Source organism: Acidithiobacillus ferrooxidans ATCC 23270 (assembly GCF_000021485.1).
In the GTDB taxonomy this organism is placed as follows: Bacteria; Pseudomonadota; Gammaproteobacteria; order Acidithiobacillales; family Acidithiobacillaceae; genus Acidithiobacillus; species Acidithiobacillus ferrooxidans.
The window spans coordinates 1,522,467-1,543,974 of the sequence record NC_011761.1; the positions used below are offsets into that span (position 1 = coordinate 1,522,467).

Annotated in this window: 16 protein-coding genes and 2 pseudogenes; 5 read left to right on the top strand and 13 right to left on the bottom strand. The window is 61.2% G+C overall.

Annotation, left to right across the window (positions count from 1 at the left end; genetic code table 11):
- Positions 1 to 333 precede the first annotated feature (333 nt).
- Together mutS and AFE_RS08165 are read right to left on the bottom strand one after the other, a co-directional pair.
- The gene (mutS, locus tag AFE_RS08160; protein ID WP_012536740.1) at positions 334 to 2,946 is read right to left on the bottom strand and encodes a DNA mismatch repair protein MutS; all 2,613 of its coding nucleotides are present in this window, start codon (positions 2,944 to 2,946) and stop codon (positions 334 to 336) included.
- A gap of 24 nt (positions 2,947 to 2,970) precedes the next feature.
- The gene (locus AFE_RS08165) at positions 2,971 to 3,207 is read right to left on the bottom strand and encodes a YdcH family protein (protein WP_009563481.1); all 237 of its coding nucleotides are present in this window, start codon (positions 3,205 to 3,207) and stop codon (positions 2,971 to 2,973) included.
- 206 nt (positions 3,208 to 3,413) lie between these two features.
- On the opposite strand from AFE_RS08165, the pseudogene AFE_RS16790 reads away from it, so the two are divergent.
- Positions 3,414 to 3,528: pseudogene (locus AFE_RS16790) on the top strand (DUF520 family protein); the annotation flags it as partial.
- A gap of 2 nt (positions 3,529 to 3,530) precedes the next feature.
- Complete coding sequence (locus tag AFE_RS08175; protein ID WP_009563479.1) at positions 3,531 to 4,775, top strand: glycosyltransferase family 4 protein; 1,245 nt, start codon at positions 3,531 to 3,533, stop codon at positions 4,773 to 4,775.
- A gap of 231 nt (positions 4,776 to 5,006) precedes the next feature.
- Here AFE_RS08175 and AFE_RS08180 read toward each other — a convergent pair whose 3' ends face one another.
- A complete protein-coding gene (locus AFE_RS08180; RefSeq protein ID WP_009563706.1) occupies positions 5,007 to 5,699 on the bottom strand; it encodes a Bax inhibitor-1/YccA family protein in 693 nt (230 codons plus the stop codon).
- A gap of 228 nt (positions 5,700 to 5,927) precedes the next feature.
- Here AFE_RS08180 and AFE_RS08185 point away from each other — a divergent pair, with 228 nt between their 5' ends.
- Positions 5,928 to 6,590, top strand: coding sequence for a putative quorum-sensing-regulated virulence factor (locus AFE_RS08185; protein WP_012536741.1), 663 nt, complete (start codon positions 5,928 to 5,930; stop codon positions 6,588 to 6,590).
- Here the strand turns inward: AFE_RS08185 and AFE_RS08190 are convergent.
- From AFE_RS08190 to AFE_RS08235, 10 genes and pseudogenes are all read right to left on the bottom strand, one after another.
- A complete protein-coding gene (locus tag AFE_RS08190; RefSeq protein WP_009566988.1) occupies positions 6,563 to 7,189 on the bottom strand; it encodes a class II aldolase/adducin family protein in 627 nt (208 codons plus the stop codon). The genes AFE_RS08185 and AFE_RS08190 overlap by 28 nt on opposite strands.
- On the bottom strand, positions 7,186 to 7,587 hold the full coding sequence (locus tag AFE_RS08195) for a Smr/MutS family protein (protein ID WP_012536742.1): 402 nt from the start codon (positions 7,585 to 7,587) through the stop codon (positions 7,186 to 7,188). The genes AFE_RS08190 and AFE_RS08195 overlap by 4 nt, the downstream gene beginning before the upstream one ends.
- Positions 7,588 to 7,633: 46 nt before the next feature.
- A complete protein-coding gene (locus tag AFE_RS08200; RefSeq protein ID WP_012536743.1) occupies positions 7,634 to 11,467 on the bottom strand; it encodes a DUF3683 domain-containing protein in 3,834 nt (1,277 codons plus the stop codon).
- Positions 11,467 to 12,303 (bottom strand): pantoate--beta-alanine ligase, encoded by an 837-nt coding sequence (gene panC / locus AFE_RS08205; protein ID WP_012536744.1) that lies wholly within the window; start codon positions 12,301 to 12,303, stop codon positions 11,467 to 11,469. The genes AFE_RS08200 and panC overlap by 1 nt, the downstream gene beginning before the upstream one ends.
- Before the next feature lies 1 nt (position 12,304).
- Complete coding sequence (gene panB / locus AFE_RS08210; protein WP_009561698.1) at positions 12,305 to 13,090, bottom strand: 3-methyl-2-oxobutanoate hydroxymethyltransferase; 786 nt, start codon at positions 13,088 to 13,090, stop codon at positions 12,305 to 12,307.
- Positions 13,083 to 13,718, bottom strand: a complete 636-nt coding sequence (locus tag AFE_RS08215) for a deoxynucleoside kinase (protein ID WP_229129794.1) — start codon at positions 13,716 to 13,718, stop codon at positions 13,083 to 13,085. Before AFE_RS08215 ends, panB begins: the two co-directional genes overlap by 8 nt.
- A 34-nt stretch (positions 13,719 to 13,752) precedes the next feature.
- Positions 13,753 to 14,258: pseudogene (folK, locus tag AFE_RS16795) on the bottom strand (2-amino-4-hydroxy-6-hydroxymethyldihydropteridine diphosphokinase).
- Positions 14,216 to 15,568 carry a CCA tRNA nucleotidyltransferase gene (locus AFE_RS08225; protein WP_012536747.1) on the bottom strand — a complete coding sequence of 451 codons (1,353 nt, stop codon included), beginning with the start codon at positions 15,566 to 15,568 and terminating at the stop codon, positions 14,216 to 14,218. Before AFE_RS08225 ends, folK begins: the two are co-directional and overlap by 43 nt.
- 21 nt (positions 15,569 to 15,589) lie before the next feature.
- Positions 15,590 to 17,083 (bottom strand): polynucleotide adenylyltransferase PcnB, encoded by a 1,494-nt coding sequence (gene pcnB / locus AFE_RS08230; RefSeq protein WP_012536748.1) that lies wholly within the window; start codon positions 17,081 to 17,083, stop codon positions 15,590 to 15,592.
- Positions 17,084 to 17,217: 134 nt separating this feature from the next.
- The gene (locus AFE_RS08235) at positions 17,218 to 18,180 is read right to left on the bottom strand and encodes a glycosyltransferase family 2 protein (protein WP_012607230.1); all 963 of its coding nucleotides are present in this window, start codon (positions 18,178 to 18,180) and stop codon (positions 17,218 to 17,220) included.
- Between the two features lie 180 nt (positions 18,181 to 18,360).
- Between AFE_RS08235 and guaB the strand changes: the two genes are divergently transcribed.
- Together guaB and guaA are read left to right on the top strand one after the other, a co-directional pair.
- Positions 18,361 to 19,821: an IMP dehydrogenase gene (guaB, locus tag AFE_RS08240; RefSeq protein WP_012536750.1), complete on the top strand. Its 1,461-nt coding sequence runs from the start codon at positions 18,361 to 18,363 to the stop codon at positions 19,819 to 19,821.
- A 3-nt stretch (positions 19,822 to 19,824) separates the two neighbouring features.
- Positions 19,825 to 21,369, top strand: a complete 1,545-nt coding sequence (gene guaA / locus AFE_RS08245; RefSeq protein ID WP_012536751.1) for a glutamine-hydrolyzing GMP synthase — start codon at positions 19,825 to 19,827, stop codon at positions 21,367 to 21,369.
- Positions 21,370 to 21,508: the final 139 nt, after the last annotated feature.

Genomic DNA, 21,508 nt, shown 5'->3' on the forward strand with positions numbered 1-21,508 from the left:
TCCTTTTTAAATAAGTATCCACAAGCATGCAAATGCCTTCACACGGCAGGGGTCGCAGGTTCGAACCCTGCACCGCCCACCAGATAAAACAAAATGTTAGGCGCTACCATGAGCGCCTTTATTTTTCTCTGTGAAATTTCTGGCGTAAAGCCGCCAAAAGCCGTGTCCATAGCCTTTCTCTGGGCCGGAGCCCTACGCCCAAGGTGGGTACGGTCATCACCTTGGCGTATACCTGCTACAGGTCGCGACGGCGGCGGGAAACCCTCGCCTGGTCATCAGGTCAACGTGCTCCTTGTCTACACAAAAGCACGGGCAATAACATTTGGTTGGCGCTCATAACCCGTCTTGCCGCGCCAGTTCTTTGAGTGCGTAAACCAGGTCCAGGGCCTGTCTGGGGCTGAGTTGGTCCGGTTCCACCTGACTCAACCGGTATACTGCCGGATGAGGAGCGGCCTGGAAGAGGGAGAGTTGGGCGGGCGCCGTATGACTGAGCGATGATCTGGAGCTTTCTTCCAGTTGACGGAGGCGTTGGCGGGCGCGCTGCACAACCGGGTCAGGAACTCCGGCAAGCCGGGCGACCGCCAGACCGTAACTCTGCGCGGCTGGACCACTCTCCACCCGATGCAGAAATACGACCTGATCGTCTTGTGTCAGCGCGTCGAGATGGGCATTGCGCAAGCCGGGCAGATCCAGCTCCGTCAATTCAAAATAGTGAGTGGCAAAGAGTGTGCGGGCGCCTCGTTCCGCCAGGGCTTCCGCCGTGGCCCAGGCGATGGACAGGCCGTCGTGGGTGGCCGTACCCCGACCGATTTCATCCAGAATCACCAAGCTTTGTGCCGTGGCGAGGTGGAGGATACGCGCCGTTTCGCTCATTTCCACCATGAAGGTGGAACGGCCTCCGGCGAGATCGTCGGCAGCGCCGATACGGGTGAAAATCTGGTCGACGGGGCCGATGACCGCTTCGCGGGCAGGCACCCAGCTGCCAATGTGGGCCAGCAGGACGATGAGCGCCGTTTGCCGCATGTAGGTGGATTTGCCGCCCATATTCGGCCCGGTAATGAGCAACATCCGCCGTTCCTCGTCAAAATCGAGATCGTTCGGGACAAAATTGCTGCCGATCTGAGCTTCGACTACGGGATGACGGCCGTCATGGATGTGTAACACCGGTTCCGTGACGAAATGCGGGGCGCACCAGTGTAAGGTGACGGCGCGCTCGGCCAGCGTGCTGAGCGCGTCCAGTTCGGCGACGGCAGCCATGGCGTCCTGTAAGGCCGGCACCTCCGGGGATATGGTTTGCAGTAGCTGCGTGAAGAGCAGACGTTCCCGGCTCAGGGCCAGACTTTCCGCCGAGAGGGCCTGGTCTTCGATCGCTTTCAATGCATCATTGATGTAACGTTCGGCGTTCTTGGTGGTCTGGCGGCGACGATAGTCGTCGGGAATGGGGCCCTGATAGCTGCGGGCGATCTCGATATAAAAACCATGTACCCGGTTGAACTGGATTTTGAGCTGGGCGATGCCGGTGCGCTGACGCTCCTGCTGCTCCAGGTCACGCAGCACTTCCTGTAGATTCTGGCTGAGTTGCTGCAGGCGATCCAGCTCCCCATCGTGGCCGGCACGGATGTAGCCTCCATCCCGCTGGGTCATGGGCGGAGTGTCCACCAGGGCCTTTTCCAGCAGGGTGCGGAGGGTGACGAAAAGCGTTATGCGCTGCTCAAAGACATCCAGAGCCGGATTCCCCGTTTCCTGGATAACGAGTCGCAGTCCGGGGAGTGCCTGGAGGGTGCTGCGGAGCTGGGCGAGATCGCGGGGGCTGGCGTTGTTCAGGGCTATGCGGGTGAGAATGCGTTCGGCGTCGGCGATACCGTGCAAGGCCTTCTGAATGGCAACCGGTCCGCTGCCTTGGGTGAGTGCGGCGACGACTTCCTGGCGGGCCGCCACCACGGGTCCTTGCCGCAGCGGTCGCAAAAGCCAGCGGCGGAGCAGGCGCGCACCCATGGTGGTCTGGGTTTTTTGCAGCAAGGTGAGCAGCGTGGGGCCATTCCCCTGTAGGCTTTCCACCACCTCCAGCGCCCGCAAGGCGGTCGCGTCGAGATGGAGCTCCTCCTCGGCGCGCTCCGGATGAATCCGCTGGATTTGGCTCAGACTGCTGCGCAGCCGGGTCTCGGCATAGTTCAGGAGTGCGGCAGCAGCGCGCAGGGCGAGGGGCCAGTCATTACACCCGAAACCCACCAGCCGTTCCCCGAAATAGCGTTCAAGTACTGCATCGCAGCGTCGCGTCTGAAAGCCGGTTTTCTCCAGAAATTGCAACTTTTTCGGGTCGATTCCAGCGGGAACCGGTGTATCTTCCGGGGCGATGATTTCGGCGGCGGGGCGGCGCGCGAGAATATCCGCGACGGCGGTGTCGGCCACTTCACGCACCCTGAGGTGGCCGCCGGCAGCGTCCAGCCAGGCCATGCCGCAACGTGTGCCTTCCGGACACAGGGCGAGGAGCAGGGGCTCCTGTCCGCCATCCAGCAGGGCACCGTCAATAATGGTGCCGGGGGTGATGATCCGCACTATGGCGCGTTCCACCGGACCCTTGGCGGTAGCCGGGTCGCCGATCTGCTCACCGATGGCCACCCGTTCGCCCAGACGCACCAGTTTGGCGAGATAGCCATCTACGCTCTGGACGGGTACCCCGGCCATGGGAATGGCCCGTCCCGCGCTCTGCCCGCGGCTGGTGAGGGTGATGCCGAGGAGTTGGGCGGCCTTTTCGGCATCGTCGAAAAATAGTTCGTAGAAATCCCCCATGCGGTAGAACAGCAGGGCATCCGGGCACTGTTCCTTGAGCTCGAAGTACTGGCGCATCATGGGAGTATGTTGCCGAATGGCGCCGGACTCATTCACCGGGCCGCCGCCCCGTTTCCGCTCCGCGAGCGGTGGGGCGGGTGTGCTGCACTGTTCCATCGCGACGGTTTGCCGTTTTTCGGCTCAGGCCGATGCTATCTGATAGATCTCGTCCTTGAGGGCGAGGCGGCGTTTTTTCATTTGTTCCAGTACGCTCTCGCCGGTTGCAGCATCGTTGCGTTCGATATGTTCGATTTCCGCGGTGAGGGCGTTGAACTCGTCAAAGGCCTTGGCAAAGTGCGCATTGCTTTGTTGCAGGACGTCCATGCGGGCCGCGAGTTGGGGGAATTCCTTTTTCAGATCCTGGTGTTCCGTTTGCATGTTACGCTCCTTCCGGTTGCCTGGGCCCGGGATCAGGCCTAGGGTGCTTGCCTACGAACTGCAAATTAGCATTGTGCCCGTTGGCTGGGCAAGCGTCCTTGCGGTTGAAGGAAACGGGAGTGGGCGTTACGATGAATGGTGGCAAATATGATTTCAAGAGCTCCAAGACGACCAGGAAACGGGAGGGAGGTGCAAGTCAGCATCCAGGGGATCGACTGCGGGTGTCGGGCAGGTGCCGGGACATGTTGCAGACGATCATTGCCGCCTTGCGCGGGCAGGATTTTGGTCTCGCCCCTACGGTTCAGTAATTTTTGGGATTGACCATGAAAGACGCTGCTCTGCGGGCTCGGCACTCCTTGATGCCCACACCCCTCCCTTCGACCGGGCCGGCGCAGCGGGCCGGTAACGAGCGGCTTCGGCTTCTGCAGGTCTTGGGCGGCGATGGCCGTGGCGGGGCGGATCAGGTTGCCCTGGCCTTGGCCGATGGCCTGCACGAGCAGGGTTTTGCGGTGGAGTTCTTCGTGCCTGCGGGTTTCGTGCGCCATCAGCGGGAACGCCTGCGCGGCCGGGCGGTCACCGTTGCCCCGTCATTTTCCCCCTTCAGCGCAGCGGCGCTGGGGGCCCTGCGCCGGGCGGCGCAACGGGTTGATCTGGTACTCACCCATGATTCTCCAGCCCGGCATTTGACCCTGGCGGCCAAGGCCATGGGTGGTCTGCAAGCCCCTTTGTGGTTCATGCGTCATTGTATCATACGCCCCCCAGCCCTGCGCTGGGCGCCCTGGCAGCGGCTCTGGGTGGCGCATCAGCTGGCCGCCAGCGAGGTGATTGCCGAGAGTCTCGTCGCCAGCGGCTATCCCGCCGCGCGGGTCACCCGCCTCTATGCCGGCCGCGATCTCTCATCTTTCTTCGCGGTAGACTCTCCGGCCCGGAGCGCGCTGCGGGCTGTGCTCGGCCTCGATGTCTCGCCGGCACCGTTTTGCATCGGCATGGTGGCTCGTTTCGATCGCTGGCCGGGTTGGCATCCCCAGGTGGCGCACCCCAAGGGCTTTGATGTGCTTTTCGCAGCCCTGTCGCGGCTGGATTTTCCCTATCGTGTCCTGCTTCTGGGCCCGCCCCATCCGGAAGACCACGAAGCCCTGCGCGCCATGGCCCATGCCCACGGCGCGCGTCCTGAGTGGCTGATTTTCCTAGGCTTTCAGAACGACATCTCGGCCTACTATGGGCTGATGGATGTCAATGTCCTACCCTCGCGGCGCGAGGGGCTGGGTCTGGCGCTGGTGGAAGGATTGGCCGCCGGGGTGCCGGTGTTGGGCAGTGGCAGCGGCGGCATTCGCGAAGTGATCCAGGACGGACGCAATGGTTTTCTCTTTCCCGAGGGTGATGCCGTTGCCCTGGCAGGTCTGTTGATCCGGCTGGCGCGGGAGCCGGAGTTGCGGCGGCGCCTGGGTGAGGAGGGCAGACGGCAACTGCAGGAGGCCGTCTTTGATGAAGGCCGCCTCGTGGGCGGTTTTATGGACTGTTTGACGCGGGAGCATCCGACCTTTGTACACGGCGAGCGGATGCCGTAACGCGGTGGGGAAAAAGGGCAGCGGGGTATAGGGCGGTATCAGCACAGGGGCGTAACTGGTGGAAGCAGCGAAGCGGCCCCACCCTGCTCAACCGCGAGGTAGTATCCCTGGCGACGATGGTGGGATGCAAAGGCCGATGCGGCCCCTGGGGATGACCGCAGGGCGGATGATGTGTGCCATTGCTTTCGGAAGAATCGTCCTTCCCGCCGCGGCGCAGGAAGGACGCCGGGATCAATTGCGGTTGCCGCCGAAGATTTCGAGCAGCGCCATGAAGAGATTGATGATATCCAGATAGAGACCGACGACCAGCAGGACTGGCTCCTGAATGCCGCCGCGAATCATCCGCTGGGTGTCAAAAAGGATCAGGCCGCTGAAGACCAGCACCAGGACGCCCGCAATGGCGAGTTGCAACGCGGGGATATGCAGCAGGAAGATGTTCAGCAGAGAGACCACGATGGCCAGCACCAGACCGGTGATCAGGAAACCACCGATGTTGCTGAAATCCCGTCGCGTGGTGACCGCATAGGCGGAAAGTCCGACAAACATGGCTGCGGTAGTACCCAGGGCTTCGGCGATGATGGAGGCGCCGCCTGGCATCCGCAGATACATCTCGATGGCCGGACCCATCATCATGCCCATGCCACCCGCAAACAGAAAGACCAGAGGGACGGCAAAGGGGCTGCGATGCGCGCCGGTGTACTGCACCGCAAAGAGCAGGGCAAAGGAACCGATCATCAGGATGAAGGGATGTTCATAGGCAAACGGCGAATGCATGCCGTAAATGGAGGCTATGGTTGAAACGACGAGTGTGGCCGCAAGCAGCGCATAGGTCTTGCCCATCAGCGTGCCGATGGCTGTGCCGCTGCCCGATCCGGGCGGATTCATGCTGTCCGGAAACTGGTAAGGGTTCTGGTCCTGATTCATGTCTGACTCCTGTGAATGATCACGCCGCTAGCATAACGTAAATTACGTTTTCTCGCCTCTTTCCGAGGAATGGGGACGCCGGAGGAAAAAAGCAATACCCGGACAAAGTGGCCGGGCAAACAATGAGATGCTGCGTTTTCAGCAAAGTTCCCCAGGCACGGGTGCTTGCCCTAGGGGAGATGGGCATTTACCCTGCATCTTTTCGCCGGTTCCCGGGCGGGGTTTTGCATGCGCGCATTGATTTTTGATACAGAAACGACGGGTCGGGTGGAGCCTGAGCTGATCGAGGCAGCCTGGCTGGCGGTAAGCGATCTGCGGACGCTGGAGGTCGAGGAGCAGTTCGTGCAACGTTACCGGCCGGCCAAGCCCATCGAGATGGGAGCCATGGCGGTTCACCATATTCTTGAGGAGGACCTCCTCGAAAGCCCGCCCGCCAGCAGTTTTCGCCTGCCCGAAGATACCGGGTACCTGGTCGGTCACAGTATAGATTACGACTGGGGCGTGATCGGCAAGCCCGACGTTAAACGCATCTGCACCTATGCCATGACCCGCAAACTCTGGCCCGAGGTGGACAGCCATTCCCAGTCGGCATTGATGTACCACTTCAGCAAGGACAAGAGAAAGACCCGGGACAACCTCAAAAATGCCCACTCGGCGCTGGCCGACGTGAAGTTCTGCCGGATTCTGCTGAACAAGGTCATCCTCTCGGTGCGGCCCAACTCCTGGGAAGATTTGTGGGAGTTCAGCGAGCGTGCCAGGATTCCCGAAACCATGCCCTTCGGCAAGCACAAGGGTGTGAAGATAGCCGACCTGCCCGACGATTACCGGCGCTGGGCTCTGAATAACCTTACCGATATGGATACTTACCTGCGCAAGGCGCTGGAAGCCTGAGCTTCGGCAACCTTGTTCAATAGCAGGGTGCAGGCGTCCATGCCGCTGTGACCGGCGGCGATGAGCCCGTCTTCGTGGCCGGCCATCCGGATGAGCAGAGGTAAGTGCGCCTTTCCGGCAAGCTCGGATACGGCCAGGGCCATGGCGGGGGTGCCGTATTCCGCATCCGGGGGGGTGGCCGCGAATCCCAGATCTGCCGCCTGTCTCCAGAGCTGCGGATGGTGGATATGAAAAACCCAGCAAATATCAGGATGGGCGTCATAACATGCCGCATGGCTGAGGGCCTCGGAGGAGGGCGGCTGTGGTCCTTCGGCACGGATCCGGTTGTGGACGATGTCCCAGTAGGTGACCTGACAGAAATGCTCCGGAGCCAGGGTGCTGAGGTGACCAGTCTGAGTGGCGGTGATCAGAAAACCGCCGCGGCAACGACAGCTCACGTTGCCGAAACCGATGCCGCCGTAGCGGGCGGGGTCGGCGCCGATCAGTCCATGGGCGTGCAGGACATCGCGCCAATGGCCGAGGGTGGCCTGGAGTGCGCAGGCGATGACCGGCCCCGCGTGCCAGTCCAGTTGAAATTTGATCACGCCTTCCTGAGTCATATCCCGCCTCGATGCCTGACGAAAATGCGGTGTAGCAGCCGGTACCAGCCCGGCACCCGCCCCGGCCGGTGTACTTTTGCCTCCGGGGGCCGGCGCGGTGGCAGGGAGACATTGGGCGGATAAATATCCACCAGCGTTGCGCCCCAACTGCTGCGATCATTGGCCAGATGAAAGCCCCGGACCACGGGCTCGCGCCGGAGAATGGCATGTACCGTTTCGCGCAGCACGCCTTTGCCCTTACCGTGGATGATACGGATTTTCGTGATATGCCTGATCCGGCAGGCATGAAGATATTCGCGGATCAGGTCGGGCACTTCCTGGGGGCGAAAGGTATGCAGGTCGAGGACTCCGTCAATGGGTGCCTGTACGGGATGCGTATTCGGGTCGGGGTTTTTCACCGGCTCGCACCTTCAGCGCGCGGCAACTGAGACGGGATGCCAGCCATCAGAGTAAAACCCGCTCGATACCCCCCTGGTGCGCGGCATCGATAAAACCTTGCTGCCACTGCGGTCCAAGTATCTTGCGCGCAAGTTCCACGACGATGTAGTCGGTGTCGAGACCCGTATCTTCACGGTAGCGTTCCAGACCCTGCTGGCAGGCTGGGCAACTGGTGAGCAGTCTGACGTTGCCCCCCTCGGCCCGTGCGCCGCCGGTGAGTTGCAGGATGCCCTCCTTGAGGATCTCTTCCTTGCGGAAGCGGAGCTGGGTGGCGATGTCCGGGCGACTGCTGGCCAGAGTGCCCGCCTCACCACAGCAACGCGCGGAGTCCAGCACCTGCTGCCCGAGCAGTTGCGATGCCACGGCGTGGGGTTTGTGGGTTTTCATGGGACTGTGACAGGGATCGTGGTAGAGATATTGGACGCCCTCCACACCATCGAGGGCGACGCCCTTTTCCATCAGGTACTCGTGAATGTCCAGCAGGCGGCAGCCAGGGAAAATCTGCTGAAACTGGTACTGCAGAAGTTGATCCATGCAGGTGCCACACGACAGAATCACGGTCTTGATATCCAGGTAGTTGAGTGTGTTCGCTACACGATGAAAGAGCACCTGATTGCGCACCGAGATTTCCTGGCCTTTGTCTTCCTGGCCACCGGCCGTCTGCGGATAGCCACAGCAGAGATAGCCGGGTGGCAATACGGTCTGCGCACCGACGTGATGCAACATGGCCAGCGTAGCCAGGCCGATATCGCTGAAGAGCCGCTCGCTGCCACAACCAGGAAAGTAGAATACCGCATCGCTGTCCTCCGCCACTTTGGCGCTGTCCCGGATGATGGGGACGGTTTTATCGTCGACGATGGCGAGGAGCTGGCGCATGGTCCGCGCGCCCATGTCCGCAGGCAGCGGTTTGCGCAGGAAGTGGATGACTTCGGCGCGCAACGCGGCCTTGCCGGTGGTGGCCGGCGGTGGTCCCTTGGGTAGCAGTGGCTTGAAGATTCTGTGGGCGAGTGCCTGCGCTTTGTAGGCGGTTTGCAGCACACCTTGCCGTATTAAATGAACCCTGCGTGGTTCCGTGGTGTTGAGGTAGAGCATGGCTAGACGCGTGCCCATATTGAATGATTTCTCTCCGCGGGCACGGAGAATGTTGCGCATCTGAATGGAGACCTTGCCAAAATCGATATCCACCGGGCAGGGAGTCTCACATTTGTGGCATGTGGTACAGTGGTCGGCCACGTCGTTGAGGGCTGCAAAATGCTGCTGGGATACTCCGCGCCGGGTCTGTTCCTCGTAAAGGAAGGCCTCGATGAGCAGGCCGGTGGCGAGGATTTTGTTGCGCGGCGAATAAAGCAGGTTGGCGCGGGGGATATGGGTCATGCAGACCGGCTTGCACTTGCCGCAGCGCAGGCAGTCCTTGATCTCACGATTCAGGGCGCCCAGCGCGCTGGCTTCCAGCAACAAAGCTTCCTGCTCCACCAGTTGTAGTGAAGGCGTGTAAGCGGTTTCCAGCCCGGAACCGGCCAGCAGTTTACCCGGATTGAAGAGATCGTCCGGATCGACCTGCGCTTTGTAGTGGGCAAAGGCTGCGATTTTATCCGGCTCCATCCAGCGCATTTTGGTGATACCGATGCCATGCTCGCCGGAGATTACGCCTCCCAGGCCCAGGGCGATGGCCATGATCCGGTCCACTACCCGGTCGGCTTCCTGGAGCATGGCGTAATCACTGGAAAGCACCGGAATATTGGTGTGAATGTTGCCATCGCCGGCATGCATGTGCAGCGCGACAAACAGGCGGGTCCGGCGTACCTCCCCGTGGATTTCGCGGATACGTCCGCGCACTGCGGCAAACGCATCACCCGCAAACAGGGCCTCCAACGGTTTGCCCACATGTTCCCGGTAGCTGACCCGCAGGGCACCGCGCAGCAAGAGGCTCGCCAGTGTGTCGCCTCGGTGCACGGCGGACAGCATATGGACATCCAGCAATTCCGGATGCTCCATGGCCGGCATGTCCAGATTCTCCAGCAGGGATTGCCAGCGCCCGCGCGTATTGCTGATCAGTGCCCTGGCAGCGGACTTCTTGGCGTCGACGATGGCCTGATCCTCGCTGCTGTCTTCATAGTCCTTGGCCTTGCGGACTTCGGCCAGATCGCCGGAGACATATTCCTCCAGTGCGCTCAGGCTCGCCAGCTTATTGTTGATGGACTGCTCAATGTTGATCCGCTCGATTGCGCGGCTGTACTGTGCCAGATTTTCCAGAGGAATGACCACATCTTCATTGATTTTGAAAGCGTTGGTGTGGGCGGAAATGGCTGCGGTACGACTGCGGTCGGCCCAGAACCGGCGTCTCGACTCGGGTGTGGTAGCGACAAAGCCTTCGCCGCCCCGGGCATTGGCAATACGTACCACCGCCGCTGCTGCTGCGCCGGCCGCACCGGGGTCGTCACTGGCGATATCGGCGAGCAGCAGCATTTTCGGGCGTTCGTGGCGGGGAGCCTTGTTACTGTACTTGATGGCTTTGAGATAGCGCTCATCCAGATGCTCCAGACCGGTGAGCAGGACATGCTCCAACCCCTCCACATAGGATTTTACTTCGACGATGGCAGGTACGGCGGCATCCAGATCGCTGCCATAAAATTCCAGACAGACCGTGCGCACATGGGCAGGCATCCGATGCAGCAGGAAACGTCCGGAAGTGATGATCCCGTCACAGCCTTCCTTCTGGATGCCAGGGAGACCGCCGAGAAACTTGTCGGTAACATCCTTGCCCAGCCCCGCCTTGCGGAAGCTGGCGCCAGGCAGGATGAGAGTTTCCGGCTCTCCCAGCGCCGTGTGCCCATCAGCCGCGAAGCGGTTCAGGCGGAACCGGACTTCCGGCTGATCGTGAATCCGGCCAAGATTATGATTCAGGCGCTCTACTTCCAGCCAGTTGCCGTCGGGGGTCACCATGCGCCAGGAGAGCAGGTTGTCCAGGGCCGTGCCCCAGAGTACCGCCTTCTTGCCCCCCGCATTCATGGCGATATTGCCGCCGATGGTAGATGCATCCAGGGATGTCGGGTCGACGGCAAAGACCAGGCCGGCCGCGTCGGCCGCGTCGGCTACGACCTTGGTGACCACGCCCGCGCCAGCGAAGATACTGTGGACGGCACTGTTCAGGCCGGGTGGTATAACCTTTTCCACCGCTGAAATCTGCTCCAGCTTTTCGGTGTTGATGACCGCGCAGTGGCGACGCAGAGGAACGGCACCGCCGGTATATCCGGTACCACCACCGCGCGGGATGATGGACAATCCGAGTTCCCGGCATGCGGAGACCAAGCGCTGGACCTCCTGCTCGTCAACGGGGTAGAGAACGACAAAGGGCAACTCCACGCGCCAGTCGGAGGCGTCGGTGACGTGGGAGACGCGCGCATAGGCGCTGAAGTCCACGTTGTCCTTTGCGGTGATCCGGAGCAGGCGGCGCTCCGCTTTCCTGCGCAGCATCAGGTCCTCATCAAATTGCCGCGTAAAGCCGCTCACCGCCGCGCGGGCGCTGTCCAGTAGACGGAGCACCAGCGGATTTCCGTCGGCGCGACCGGCAATGTCGTTCAGGCGATGAGCCAGGGCATCCCATAAGGCCTGGCGGCGGCGCCGATTCTGCGCCAGGTCATCCTGAATATAAGGGTTGCGCTGCACCACCCAGAGGTCGCCCAGCACTTCAAAAAGCATTCGTGCCGAGCGTCCGGTAACCCGCCGGTCACGCAGGTCTTCCAGCAGTCGCCAGGCATCCGCTCCCAGCAGGCGATGCACAATCTCGGCGTCAGAAAACGAGGTGTAATTGTAAGGAATTTCGCGGAGGCGATGGTTCATCAGGAAATGATGACGTTATCAATGAGCCGGATCTGGCCCAGCCGGGCAGCCGCAAACCAGCGCGCCCCGGGCTGTGGTAAGGCAAGGGACTGCAAGGTCTGCGCGTCGCGCAGTTCCAGATATTCCGGCAGGAAACCCGCCCGTTCAAGGCGCTCCCAACCTGTCGCGGCGAGATCAGACACCGCTGCGTCGTTGGTACTGCGCCGGGCGAGGTCGAAAAGTGTTTCTGCGAGAAGCGGGGCTACCTGCCGTTCCGCCAAATTCAGATAAATGTTACGGGAACTGTAGGCGAGCCCGTCTGCCTCTCTTTGCAGCGGCCCCGGCAGGACCTGCACGTTGAGGTTCAAATCGGCCACCATCTGCTGAACGATGCGCAGTTGTTGATAGTCTTTCTCTCCGAGAATGAGTATTTCCGGCGCGACCATGTGCAACAGTTTGCTGAGCACCGTGCAGACTCCGGCAAAATGACCGGGGCGGCTGGCGCCGCAAAGCACCTTGCTGAGGCTGCGCGGCGGCATGACGATACTGATATCCTGGCGTCCCCGCGGATACATCAGCCCGTCATCCGGGGTAAATACGGTCTGGCAACCGGCCTCATGCAGGCGTTGCAGATCCTGATCCAGGGTGCGCGGATAGTTCGCGAAGTCTTCCCCGGGTCCAAACTGCAACGGATTCACGTAGATGCTGACCAACACATGTTCGGCACGGTTGGCAGCCAGCCGCACCAGCGCGAGGTGGCCTTCGTGCAGGTTGCCCATGGTGGGTACGAGGGCCAAGGTGCCATGCAGACTCTGACGCCACTGGCGCAAACCGGCAATATCCTTGAATATCGCCATATTAACGTTTTCGGCGCGGCGGGAACTCGCTGTTGCCCACTTCCCGCACATATTCGGCCAAGGCGTCCCGCATGATCCGTCCGCCCTCGATGTAGCGCCGCGCAAAGGGCGGGCTTTCGGTTCCCAGTCCCAGCAGGTCGTGTATTACCAGCACCTGGGCATCCGTATCCGGCCCCGCGCCGATGCCGATCGTGGGTATGGCGATATCGCGGGTAATATTCGCCGCCAGCGCATCGGGGACCGCTTCCAAAACCAAGAAGCGGGCACCCGCTTCCGCCAGTGCGCCGGCGTCGGCCTGCAAGCGACGTGCACTGTCCGCATCGGTGCCCTGTCGCTGAAAACTGCCCCACTGCCGTACCCGTTGGGGAGTCAGGCCGATATGGGCGCAGATGTTGATGCCACGTTCGGTACAGAAGGCCACGGTGGAGGCCATTTCCGCGCCTCCTTCCAGCTTGACCACATCGGCGCCGGCGCGGAGCAGAGTTACCGCCGCAGCCCAGGCCTGCTCCGGTCCTTTTTCATAGCTTCCAAAGGGCAGGTCGGCAAATACCAGACAGTCACCCGCTCCTCGAACCACCATCCCGGTGTGATAAGCCATCTGCTCCAGAGTAACGCCGAGGGTATCACTGCCGCCGCCGACCACCATGCCGAGAGAGTCGCCCACCAATATGCCATGTACCCCAGCCTCGGCCGCAAGGCGGGCAAAGGGATAGTCATAGGCGGTCACCACGGCGCGTTTGATGCCGCTCTTTTTGTCTTGCACCCAGCGGGCGATTTTCTTATGCATCTTGCTCCTCAGCGTCTTTCAGGCGATGCCTGACGGCGTCGATCAGTCGCTCAGTGTGCCGCGGATCGTGGACAAAATCTACCTGCGCCGAGTCGACATTCATGCGGGGCAGGGCATAATTGGCCTGCCACGCACGGTAAGCCGCTTGCACCCGCGCCAGATAATCGGGCGCCAATGCCTGTTCGTAGGCATCTCCACGGGCCCGGATGCGTTTCATCAGGACCGCCAGCGGCGCATCCAGGAATATCATCAGATCCGCGGGTGCGGGATGAAAATCCAGTGCCATGCGCAACTCATTAAAAAGATGGTGTTCTTCCGCATCCAGAGTGAGAGGGGTAAAAATTTCGTCTTTGCGGGCGCTGTGATCGCTGATGAGCCAGGAGCTGTCATCTCGATGCCGCCACTGCTCCCGGCGTTGCATGAAAAACTGCAACTCGGTCGCCAGCGCGGCGCCCGGACCCTGGTAGAACCGGGAGAGAAAAGGGTTTTGGGCTGGTGCTTCGAGGATCATCCGTCCGCCCAAGGACTGGGCCAACTGCCGGGCAAGGCTGGTTTTACCGGCCCCCATGGGGCCTTCGATGCTGATGATGCGGGGGCTGGTCATGCCTGGACGGAACGGCTCTGGCACACAGCCATCTCTGGGGCATGGTCCGGTATGCAAATCACGGATTGACCGGCCACTGCGGACAGGTGGCGGGCGATGCGCCCGCAGCCGGGAATGACCAGTTCCGGATCAAACTCGGCAAGAGGGACAAGCACGAAGGCCCTCTCATGCAGCGGGGGTGGGGCAGGGTGAGTTCCGGATCGGTCGAGTGTGTGTTCCCATAACTCAGCAGGTCGAGGTCCAGCACCCGCGGACCCCAGTAAATTTCCTCGGCGCGGCGCCGCCCGCGGCCGCCTCCAGCATTTGCAGATGGCCGAGGAGATCGCGGTCCGGTAACGCCGTCTGCAACCGGGCGACCGCATTGATAAATGCAGGCTGTGGAACACCACCCACGGGTGCCGTCTGGTAGAGATGGGAATGCCACAGCAAGGTGCTTTCGGGTACGGTGGCCAAGGATTCCAGCGCCTGTCGCACCTGCGCCACGGGCAGGTCCAGGTTGCTGCCGATACTGATCCAGGCGATCACGGTTGGATGGACGGCAGGATGCCTTGTCTGATAAGCCATTGTCGCGCGGTTTCCTTATCTTCGATCTCGCCATCCAGGTGGGCTTCGTACAGGCGACGCAGTACCTTACCAAGTTGAGGGCCGGGCGCCAAGCCCATGGCTTGCAGATCCCGGCCGCTGAGCGGCGATTTCAGCGCACGCTGCTTCAGCAGATAGTGGCGGCCACTTTCGGCAACTGCGTCGCTTTCCGGATGCTCCGCAAGCAGCGCGAGTATGCCGGGTAACGACAGCGACGCCCATAATTGCGCCGCCGCACTGGGGCGAGTGGCCTGCGCCAGGGCCGCCGACACTTCGGACAGGAATTGCAGATCCCTCAGAATATGGTGACCGTCGGCCACAGGCCAACAGTGTAAGCGTTTCTCCGCCTCCGCCCAAGGGATATGCCGCCAGATCAGGGTCAGCAACACGGCGGTATCGAAAAGTCTCTCGCCAGGGAAGTGGCGGTGAAACCAGGTGATCTCCTGTCGACCGCGCTTCATGCTGGCAAGGAGCGTCTCCGGTTCCGGTGGTACCGGACGCAACAGAGGCCATAACTGCCAGGCATCCAACTTTTCGAAAACCCCGGCGAGATCCTCTAGTTCAAGCACATACTTCAGCTCACGCCATAAACGTGCGCCGCTGAGCCGGGCGAAAATATCCCGGGCCAGCGCCGTCTTGAGCAGAACATGGGTACCAGGTTCCAGTCGCAGGTGAAAACGCACGGCAAAACGCAGTCCGCGCAGCATGCGGGTGGGGTCATCCACAAAGGAAAGGGGGTGCAGCACGCGCAGCAGGCCGTGTTGCAGATCCATGCGTCCCCCATGGGGGTCTAGGAAGCCGCCAAAACTGCCCGGGTCCAGGGAGATGGCCATGGCATTGATGGTGAAATCGCGGCGGGCGAGATCCGCGACGATATCGCCGGGCCGTACTTCCGGCAGCGCGGCGGGTGCAGGGTAGTGCTCGACGCGGCAACGCGCCAGATCCAGCCGGAATCCATCGGGGTACTCGAGGATGGCGGTACCAAATTGTGGATGATAGGTACATTGCATGCCGGACAACTGGGCGGTACAAGCTTCAGCGACGGCGCGGACATCCCCCTCTATGGCCAGATCTGTGTCCGGTGCAGGATGGTTTTGCAGAAGGTCGCGAACGCAACCACCCACCAGATAGGCCGGCGTGCCGAGACTTGCTGCGGTTCTGCCGATGTCGTACAGGCGCTGCAGGCGCCCCTCGCCCCAATGCTGCCGCAGCAACCGGTGGATCTGTGCAGCGGATGGGGGGTTGTCGGTGCCGGATATGGTCTGGTGAGAGTTCAGCGCGGTTCGTCCCATAGTGGAGACGCGGGCCCGGGATCAATCGTTGCCGGCTCGTCCGTCGTCATGGCCGTCGTCCGAGCCGCCCGGCTGGGAGGTTTCGCCCTGTTTCGCATGATTGCTGCGCCGTCGCCGCCGAGGGCGGCGCCGCGAAGTTGCCGGAAGTGGTCCCAGCGCGGGTTCCTGTCCCGTTTCTTCGAGGCGGGCACGTTCGATCAGGGCGCGCCGGCCATCATGATCCGCGGTCTGGAATTGTTCCCACCATTCTACCAAAGTAGCTGGTATTTCTCCGCTCTGGCTGCGCAGGTTCAGGAAATCGAAGGCGGCGCGGAAACGCGGGTGGGCTAGCAGCGCATGGGGGCGACGCCCGCCACGGCGCATGAAACGCGCCTGTAAGTCCCAGATTTCACGCATGGGCAGGGCGAAGCGGCGGGGAACAGAGATCCGCCCCGCGCACTCCTGCAGAACGCCGCTGGCGGCCTGCTGCAGGGCAACTGTCTCGGGCTTCCCCTGTTGTTCCAGCAACTGTCGTTCCTGCTGCAGGGCAGGCCAGAGCAGCGCGGCAAAGAGAAACGCGGGCGTCACCGATTTACCGTCGAGCAGCCGCGCATCGGTGCCCTGCAACGCACCTTGCAGGAGGATGCGGGCGGAGCCGTATCGTGCGTCGTCCAGAAGCGCATCCACCTGTGGAAACAGGGCCGCAAACAATCCCATCTGGCGCAGGTGCTCAAAGCTGGTCTGCGCATTGCCGGTCAGGAAAAGCTTCAGCGTTTCCTCAAACAACCGCGCCGAGGGCACTTCCTGCAGGAGTTTCCGGCAGGCAGCTATCGGTGCCTGGGCGGCAGCATCCAGAGTGAACCCAAGCTTCGCGGCAAAACGGACCGCCCGCAGCATCCGCACAGGGTCTTCCCGGTAGCGCTGTTCCGGATCACCGATGACGCGCAGTCGGCCGGCCTGCAAATCTTCCATGCCGGTGGAGAAATCCAGAATGCTGCGGTCGGCAATATTATAATAGAGCGCGTTGGCGGTGAAATCCCTGCGCCGCGCGTCCTCTTCCAGAGAGCCGTAGACGTTGTCTGCCAGTATGCGTCCCGTTTCGCTGTGCTCGCTGGATTCGTCTTCCTTGCCGTTCGCACTGCCGCGGAAGGTGGCCACTTCTATGATCTCGTTGCCAAACTGCACATGGACCAGAATGAACCGTCGGCCGATCAGCCGGGCATTGCGGCGAAATAACTTGCGGACCTGTTCCGGGTGCGCATCTGTTGCGACGTCGAAATCCTTGGGCTCTCGTCCGAGCAGCAGATCGCGGACACTGCCGCCCACCAGATAGGCCTGAAAGCCGGCACGGTGCAGGCCATTGAGCACTTGCAGGGCGCTGTCGCTGATCTGCAGCCGGGATACGTTGTGCTGACTGCGCGGTGTGACCCGCGCACCGGGGATGCCGGACGATAACGATGAGGGCGCCGCCGCCATTTCGACGGCACTGTCGGGCAGGTTCAACTGCTTGGTAATAAATGATTTTATGGATACCAAGGGCGATCTCTGGGTTGGTAGGCGGTAATCTGGGCGACAGTGTACCTGAAAAGTTAAGGAAAAGCAGTGTTTGCTGGAAAGCGGGTACCTTGAATACCGGAACGCATATTGGATGCGGCGCCCTGAAAACCCATTCAGGGATGGTCCTGCGGCTGAACAGCCTGGGTGGGATGCTCCCCGCCCCACACTTGTCTGACCAGGTAAATCGGTCTGTGCTTACTTTCCTCATAGATCCGACCGAGGTACTCACCGATCACCCCCAGGGCCATGAGCTGCACGCCACCCAGGAACAACAGGGTAACCATGATGGATGGATAACCCTTTACCGGGTTTCCGTACGCCAGGGTGCTGATTACCAGCCAGACGGCATAAAGAAAGGCCAACAGCGAAACCGCAAAACCCAGATAAGCGGCAAGTTGTAATGGTACCTGACTAAAGGAAGTAATACCTTCTACGGCGAGATTCCATAGCCGCCAATAGCTCCAGGTGGTTTTTCCCGCATGGCGAGGCGCACGATGGTAGTACACATTCGTGCTGCGAAAACCGACCCAGGCAAATAAACCCTTCATGAATCGTCTGCGTTCGGGAAGCGCCTGCAGGGCCTCCAGAACCGGACGGGACAACAGCCGGAAATCACCCGTGTCCGGCGGGATCCCCACGTCGCTCATGCGATTGATGATCCGATAAAAGACATGGGCAGAGGCGCGTTTGAGCCATGATTCTCCTTCGCGGGAGAGGCGAACGGCGTTCACCACATCAAACCCCTCCCGCCATCGGGCAAGAAGCTCGGGAATCAGTTCGGGCGGGTCTTGCAGGTCAGCATCCAGCGGAATGGCGGCTTCTCCCAGTGCGGCATCGAGCCCGGCGGTGAGCGCCGCTTCCTTGCCAAAATTCCTGGATAAATCAATAACTCTGACCCGACGATCCTGGTGATGCAGGGCAATCAACTGCAATAGTGTATCATCTCCGCTGCCGTCATTGATGCAAATCATCTCCCACGGCTCGCCCGCTTCGTCCATGACGGCACGGACACGGGTGTAGAGAGTCTGGAGACTCCCGGATTCGTTGTGGCATGGGACGATGATGGAGGCAGTCACGATGCTGTGTTGCGGGTCCGGTCGTGGAGATGATGGAGTCATCGCAGAAAATTACAAGAGTGCGTCCGCCACGTCAAACGAGACTGGAAAATTCATATCCGCTTCGGTATAGTGCGGAATGCCTTGAACCATGGGGCTGGGACGCAATGGCCCGGCCCCTTTCTTGTTAGGTGAATCACTATGCAACTGATCGGCGAAGCCCTCACCTTTGACGATGTGCTCCTCGTTCCCGCCCATTCGGCGGTGCTCCCCCGTGATGTGCAGATCGCGACCCAACTCAGCCGACGCATCCGGCTGAACATTCCGCTGCTCTCGGCCGCGATGGATACGGTAACCGAAGCTGCCATGGCCATCGGACTTGCGCAAGAGGGCGGGATCGGCATCATTCACAAGAATATGTCTCCGGACCAGCAGGCCGCTTTGGTGCGGCGAGTCAAAAAGTTTGAGTCTGGCGTTATCAAAGACCCCATTACCACCCGCGCCGATGTGAGCATTCGCGAAGTGTTGCAGGTGATGGCCGTGCATGGAATTTCCGGCGTGCCCGTCGTGGATGGGGAGCGTCTGGAGGGCATTGTGACGCACCGCGATCTGCGCTTTGAAACACGCATGGATGCCCCGGTGAGCAGTGTCATGACGCCCAGGGAACGACTGGTCACGGTGCCGGAAGGGACCAGTCTGGATGTCACCAAGGCATTGCTGCACCAGCATCGCATTGAAAAAATCCTGGTGGTGAATGACCGCTTCGAATTGCGCGGGCTGATTACGGTCAAGGATATCCGAAAAGCTACCGAACACCCGCTGGCCTGTCGTGATGGGCAAGGCCGCCTGCTGGTGGGCGCGGCGGTAGGCGTCGGCGACGGTACCGACGCGCGGGTACAGGCGCTGGCGGAGGCGGGGGTCGATGTCATTATCGTCGATACGGCCCATGGCCACAGCCAGGGTGTGCTTGACCGGGTACGCTGGGTGAAGAATCAATTTCCGGATGTGGATGTGATCGGCGGCAACATCGCTACTGGAGAGGCCGCCCTGGCGCTGGTGGACGCGGGCGCTGATGCCGTCAAGGTGGGTATCGGACCGGGCTCCATCTGTACGACGCGTATTGTTGCCGGGGTAGGTGTGCCACAGGTCACGGCCATCAGTAATGTGGCGAACGCGCTGGCGGGTACGGGCGTATCGCTCATTGCCGACGGCGGCATCCGCTATTCCGGAGACTTCGCCAAGGCCTTGGCCGCGGGGGCGCATGCGGTCATGGTCGGTGGCCTGCTTGCGGGTACCGACGAAGCGCCGGGCGAAATCGAACTCTATCAGGGCCGTTCCTACAAGGCGTATCGTGGCATGGGCTCGCTGGGGGCCATGCAGCAGGGGTCTGCCGACCGCTATTTTCAGGATGCCAGTCCGGAGGCCCCCAAGCTGGTGCCCGAAGGCGTGGAAGGCCGGGTACCCTATAAGGGACCGGCCGGGCAGGTGATTCACCAGCTCCTCGGTGGCTTGCGCTCCAGCATGGGCTACCTGGGGGCAGAAGATTTGTCGGCCCTGCGCAGCCGTGCCCGCTTCATCAAGATTACCCAGGCGGGCGTGCGTGAGAGCCATGTCCACGACGTGAATATCACCAAAGAAGCGCCCAATTACCGGGTGGAGTGAACCATGCAAGAACGTATCCTGATTCTCGATTTTGGTTCGCAGTTCACCCAGCTTATTGCGCGGCGGGTGCGCGAAGCGCACGTCTATTGCGAAATTCACCCCTACAATATGGCGCTGGCGGAGATATGGGCTTGGCGGCCCAAGGGGATCATTCTGTCCGGAGGGCCATCGTCGGTGCACGATGTCGATGCCCCATCCGTTGATCCTGCCCTGTTTGCCATGGGCTTGCCAGTCCTCGGTATTTGTTACGGCCTGCAGTTGATGGCCCAGTTACTGGGTGGGCGGGTAGGCAAGGCGGAGCATCGGGAATACGGCCGCGCGCACCTTCAGATAAAGGAAGCGATCGGACCGTTTCTACCCTTTGGAGCGGCAGGCGCTGCCGAAGAAGTCTGGATGAGTCACGGCGACCGGATAGAATCCATGCCCGATGGTTTCCGGGTGCTGGCCAGCAGCGCCAATTCACCGCTGGCGGCCATTGGCGACTCTGCACGCAACTTTTATGGTGTGCAGTTCCATCTGGAGGTCGCCCATACCCCCCGCGGCGCGGAGATGCTCACGGCCTTCGTGCGCGGCGTATGCGGCTGCACTGGCGACTGGACCATGCACTCTTATGTGGACACGGCAGTGGCGACGATCCGTGCCCAGGTGGGCAAGGGCCGGGTCATCGCCGCGCTTTCCGGCGGGGTGGATTCGGCCGTGGCGGTGGTGCTCATTCATCGCGCCATCGGCGACCAGCTTACCTGTATTTTTGTGGATAACGGGCTGTTGCGCTTTGGGGAAGCGGAGAAGGTGGCGACGGTCTTTCGCAATTACTTTCAGATTCCCCTGCAGGTGGTGGATGCCCGGCAGCGTTTTCTGGATGTACTGGCGGATGTCACCGATCCCGAAAAGAAGCGCAAGGCCATCGGTAATCTGTTCATCGAGATTTTTGAGGAAGAGTCGAAGCATCTGGAAGGCGCCGATTTCCTGGCGCAGGGTACCCTTTATCCTGACGTGATCGAGTCCATCTCGTTTAAGGGTCCCAGCGCGACCATCAAGTCTCACCATAACGTGGGTGGCTTGCCGGAGCGCATGCGCTTGCAACTGGTGGAGCCTTTGCGTGAGCTGTTCAAGGACGAAGTACGTGAACTCGGCCGTGAGCTGGGCATGCCCGAAGAAGTGATCCGGCGTCAGCCCTTCCCGGGGCCTGGTTTGGCCATCCGCTGTCTGGGGGCGGTTGATGAACATCGCCTCGAAGTCCTGCGCCGTGCCGACCGTATCGTCATGGAAGAGATCCGTGATGCCGGATTGTATGGTCGTCTCTGGCAGGCTTTTGCGGTATTGCTGCCGGTGCGCAGTGTCGGCGTGATGGGCGACGCGCGGACCTATGATGAAACCGTCGCCCTGCGCGCGGTGGAGTCGGCGGATGGCATGACCGCAGACTGGGCGCATATACCCTATGAAGTGCTGGGACGCATCTCCACCCGGATCATCAACGAGGTCGCCGGGATCAATCGGGTGGTTTACGATATTTCATCCAAGCCGCCGGCTACTATCGAGTGGGAGTGAACTGAAGCCGGCACCATCCGAGCGGGAGCAGCGCGAGGCGCGGCTACGGGCGCAGATGGAAGCCAAGAAGGCGAAACGCCAGGGCAGGAAGGGGCGCGGCGTTTGGCCCTTGCTCGGGTGACTGCATAGTTCTACGATT

Excerpts from the sequence above, each read along its gene's own strand:
- AFE_RS08225 (WP_012536747.1), bottom strand. The coding sequence starts at position 15,568 with ATGGGACGAACCGCGCTGAACTCTCACCAGACCATATCCGGCACCGAC.
- AFE_RS08185 (WP_012536741.1), top strand. The coding sequence starts at position 5,928 with ATGCGCGCATTGATTTTTGATACAGAAACGACGGGTCGGGTGGAGCCT.
- AFE_RS08175 (WP_009563479.1), top strand. The coding sequence starts at position 3,531 with ATGAAAGACGCTGCTCTGCGGGCTCGGCACTCCTTGATGCCCACACCC.
- mutS (WP_012536740.1), bottom strand. The coding sequence starts at position 2,946 with ATGGAACAGTGCAGCACACCCGCCCCACCGCTCGCGGAGCGGAAACGG.
- AFE_RS08190 (WP_009566988.1), bottom strand. The coding sequence starts at position 7,189 with ATGACTCAGGAAGGCGTGATCAAATTTCAACTGGACTGGCACGCGGGG.
- panC (WP_012536744.1), bottom strand. The coding sequence starts at position 12,303 with ATGGCGATATTCAAGGATATTGCCGGTTTGCGCCAGTGGCGTCAGAGT.
- panB (WP_009561698.1), bottom strand. The coding sequence starts at position 13,090 with ATGCATAAGAAAATCGCCCGCTGGGTGCAAGACAAAAAGAGCGGCATC.
- AFE_RS08165 (WP_009563481.1), bottom strand. The coding sequence starts at position 3,207 with ATGCAAACGGAACACCAGGATCTGAAAAAGGAATTCCCCCAACTCGCG.
- guaB (WP_012536750.1), top strand. The coding sequence starts at position 18,361 with ATGCAACTGATCGGCGAAGCCCTCACCTTTGACGATGTGCTCCTCGTT.
- AFE_RS08180 (WP_009563706.1), bottom strand. The coding sequence starts at position 5,699 with ATGAATCAGGACCAGAACCCTTACCAGTTTCCGGACAGCATGAATCCG.
- AFE_RS08200 (WP_012536743.1), bottom strand. The coding sequence starts at position 11,467 with ATGAACCATCGCCTCCGCGAAATTCCTTACAATTACACCTCGTTTTCT.
- guaA (WP_012536751.1), top strand. The coding sequence starts at position 19,825 with ATGCAAGAACGTATCCTGATTCTCGATTTTGGTTCGCAGTTCACCCAG.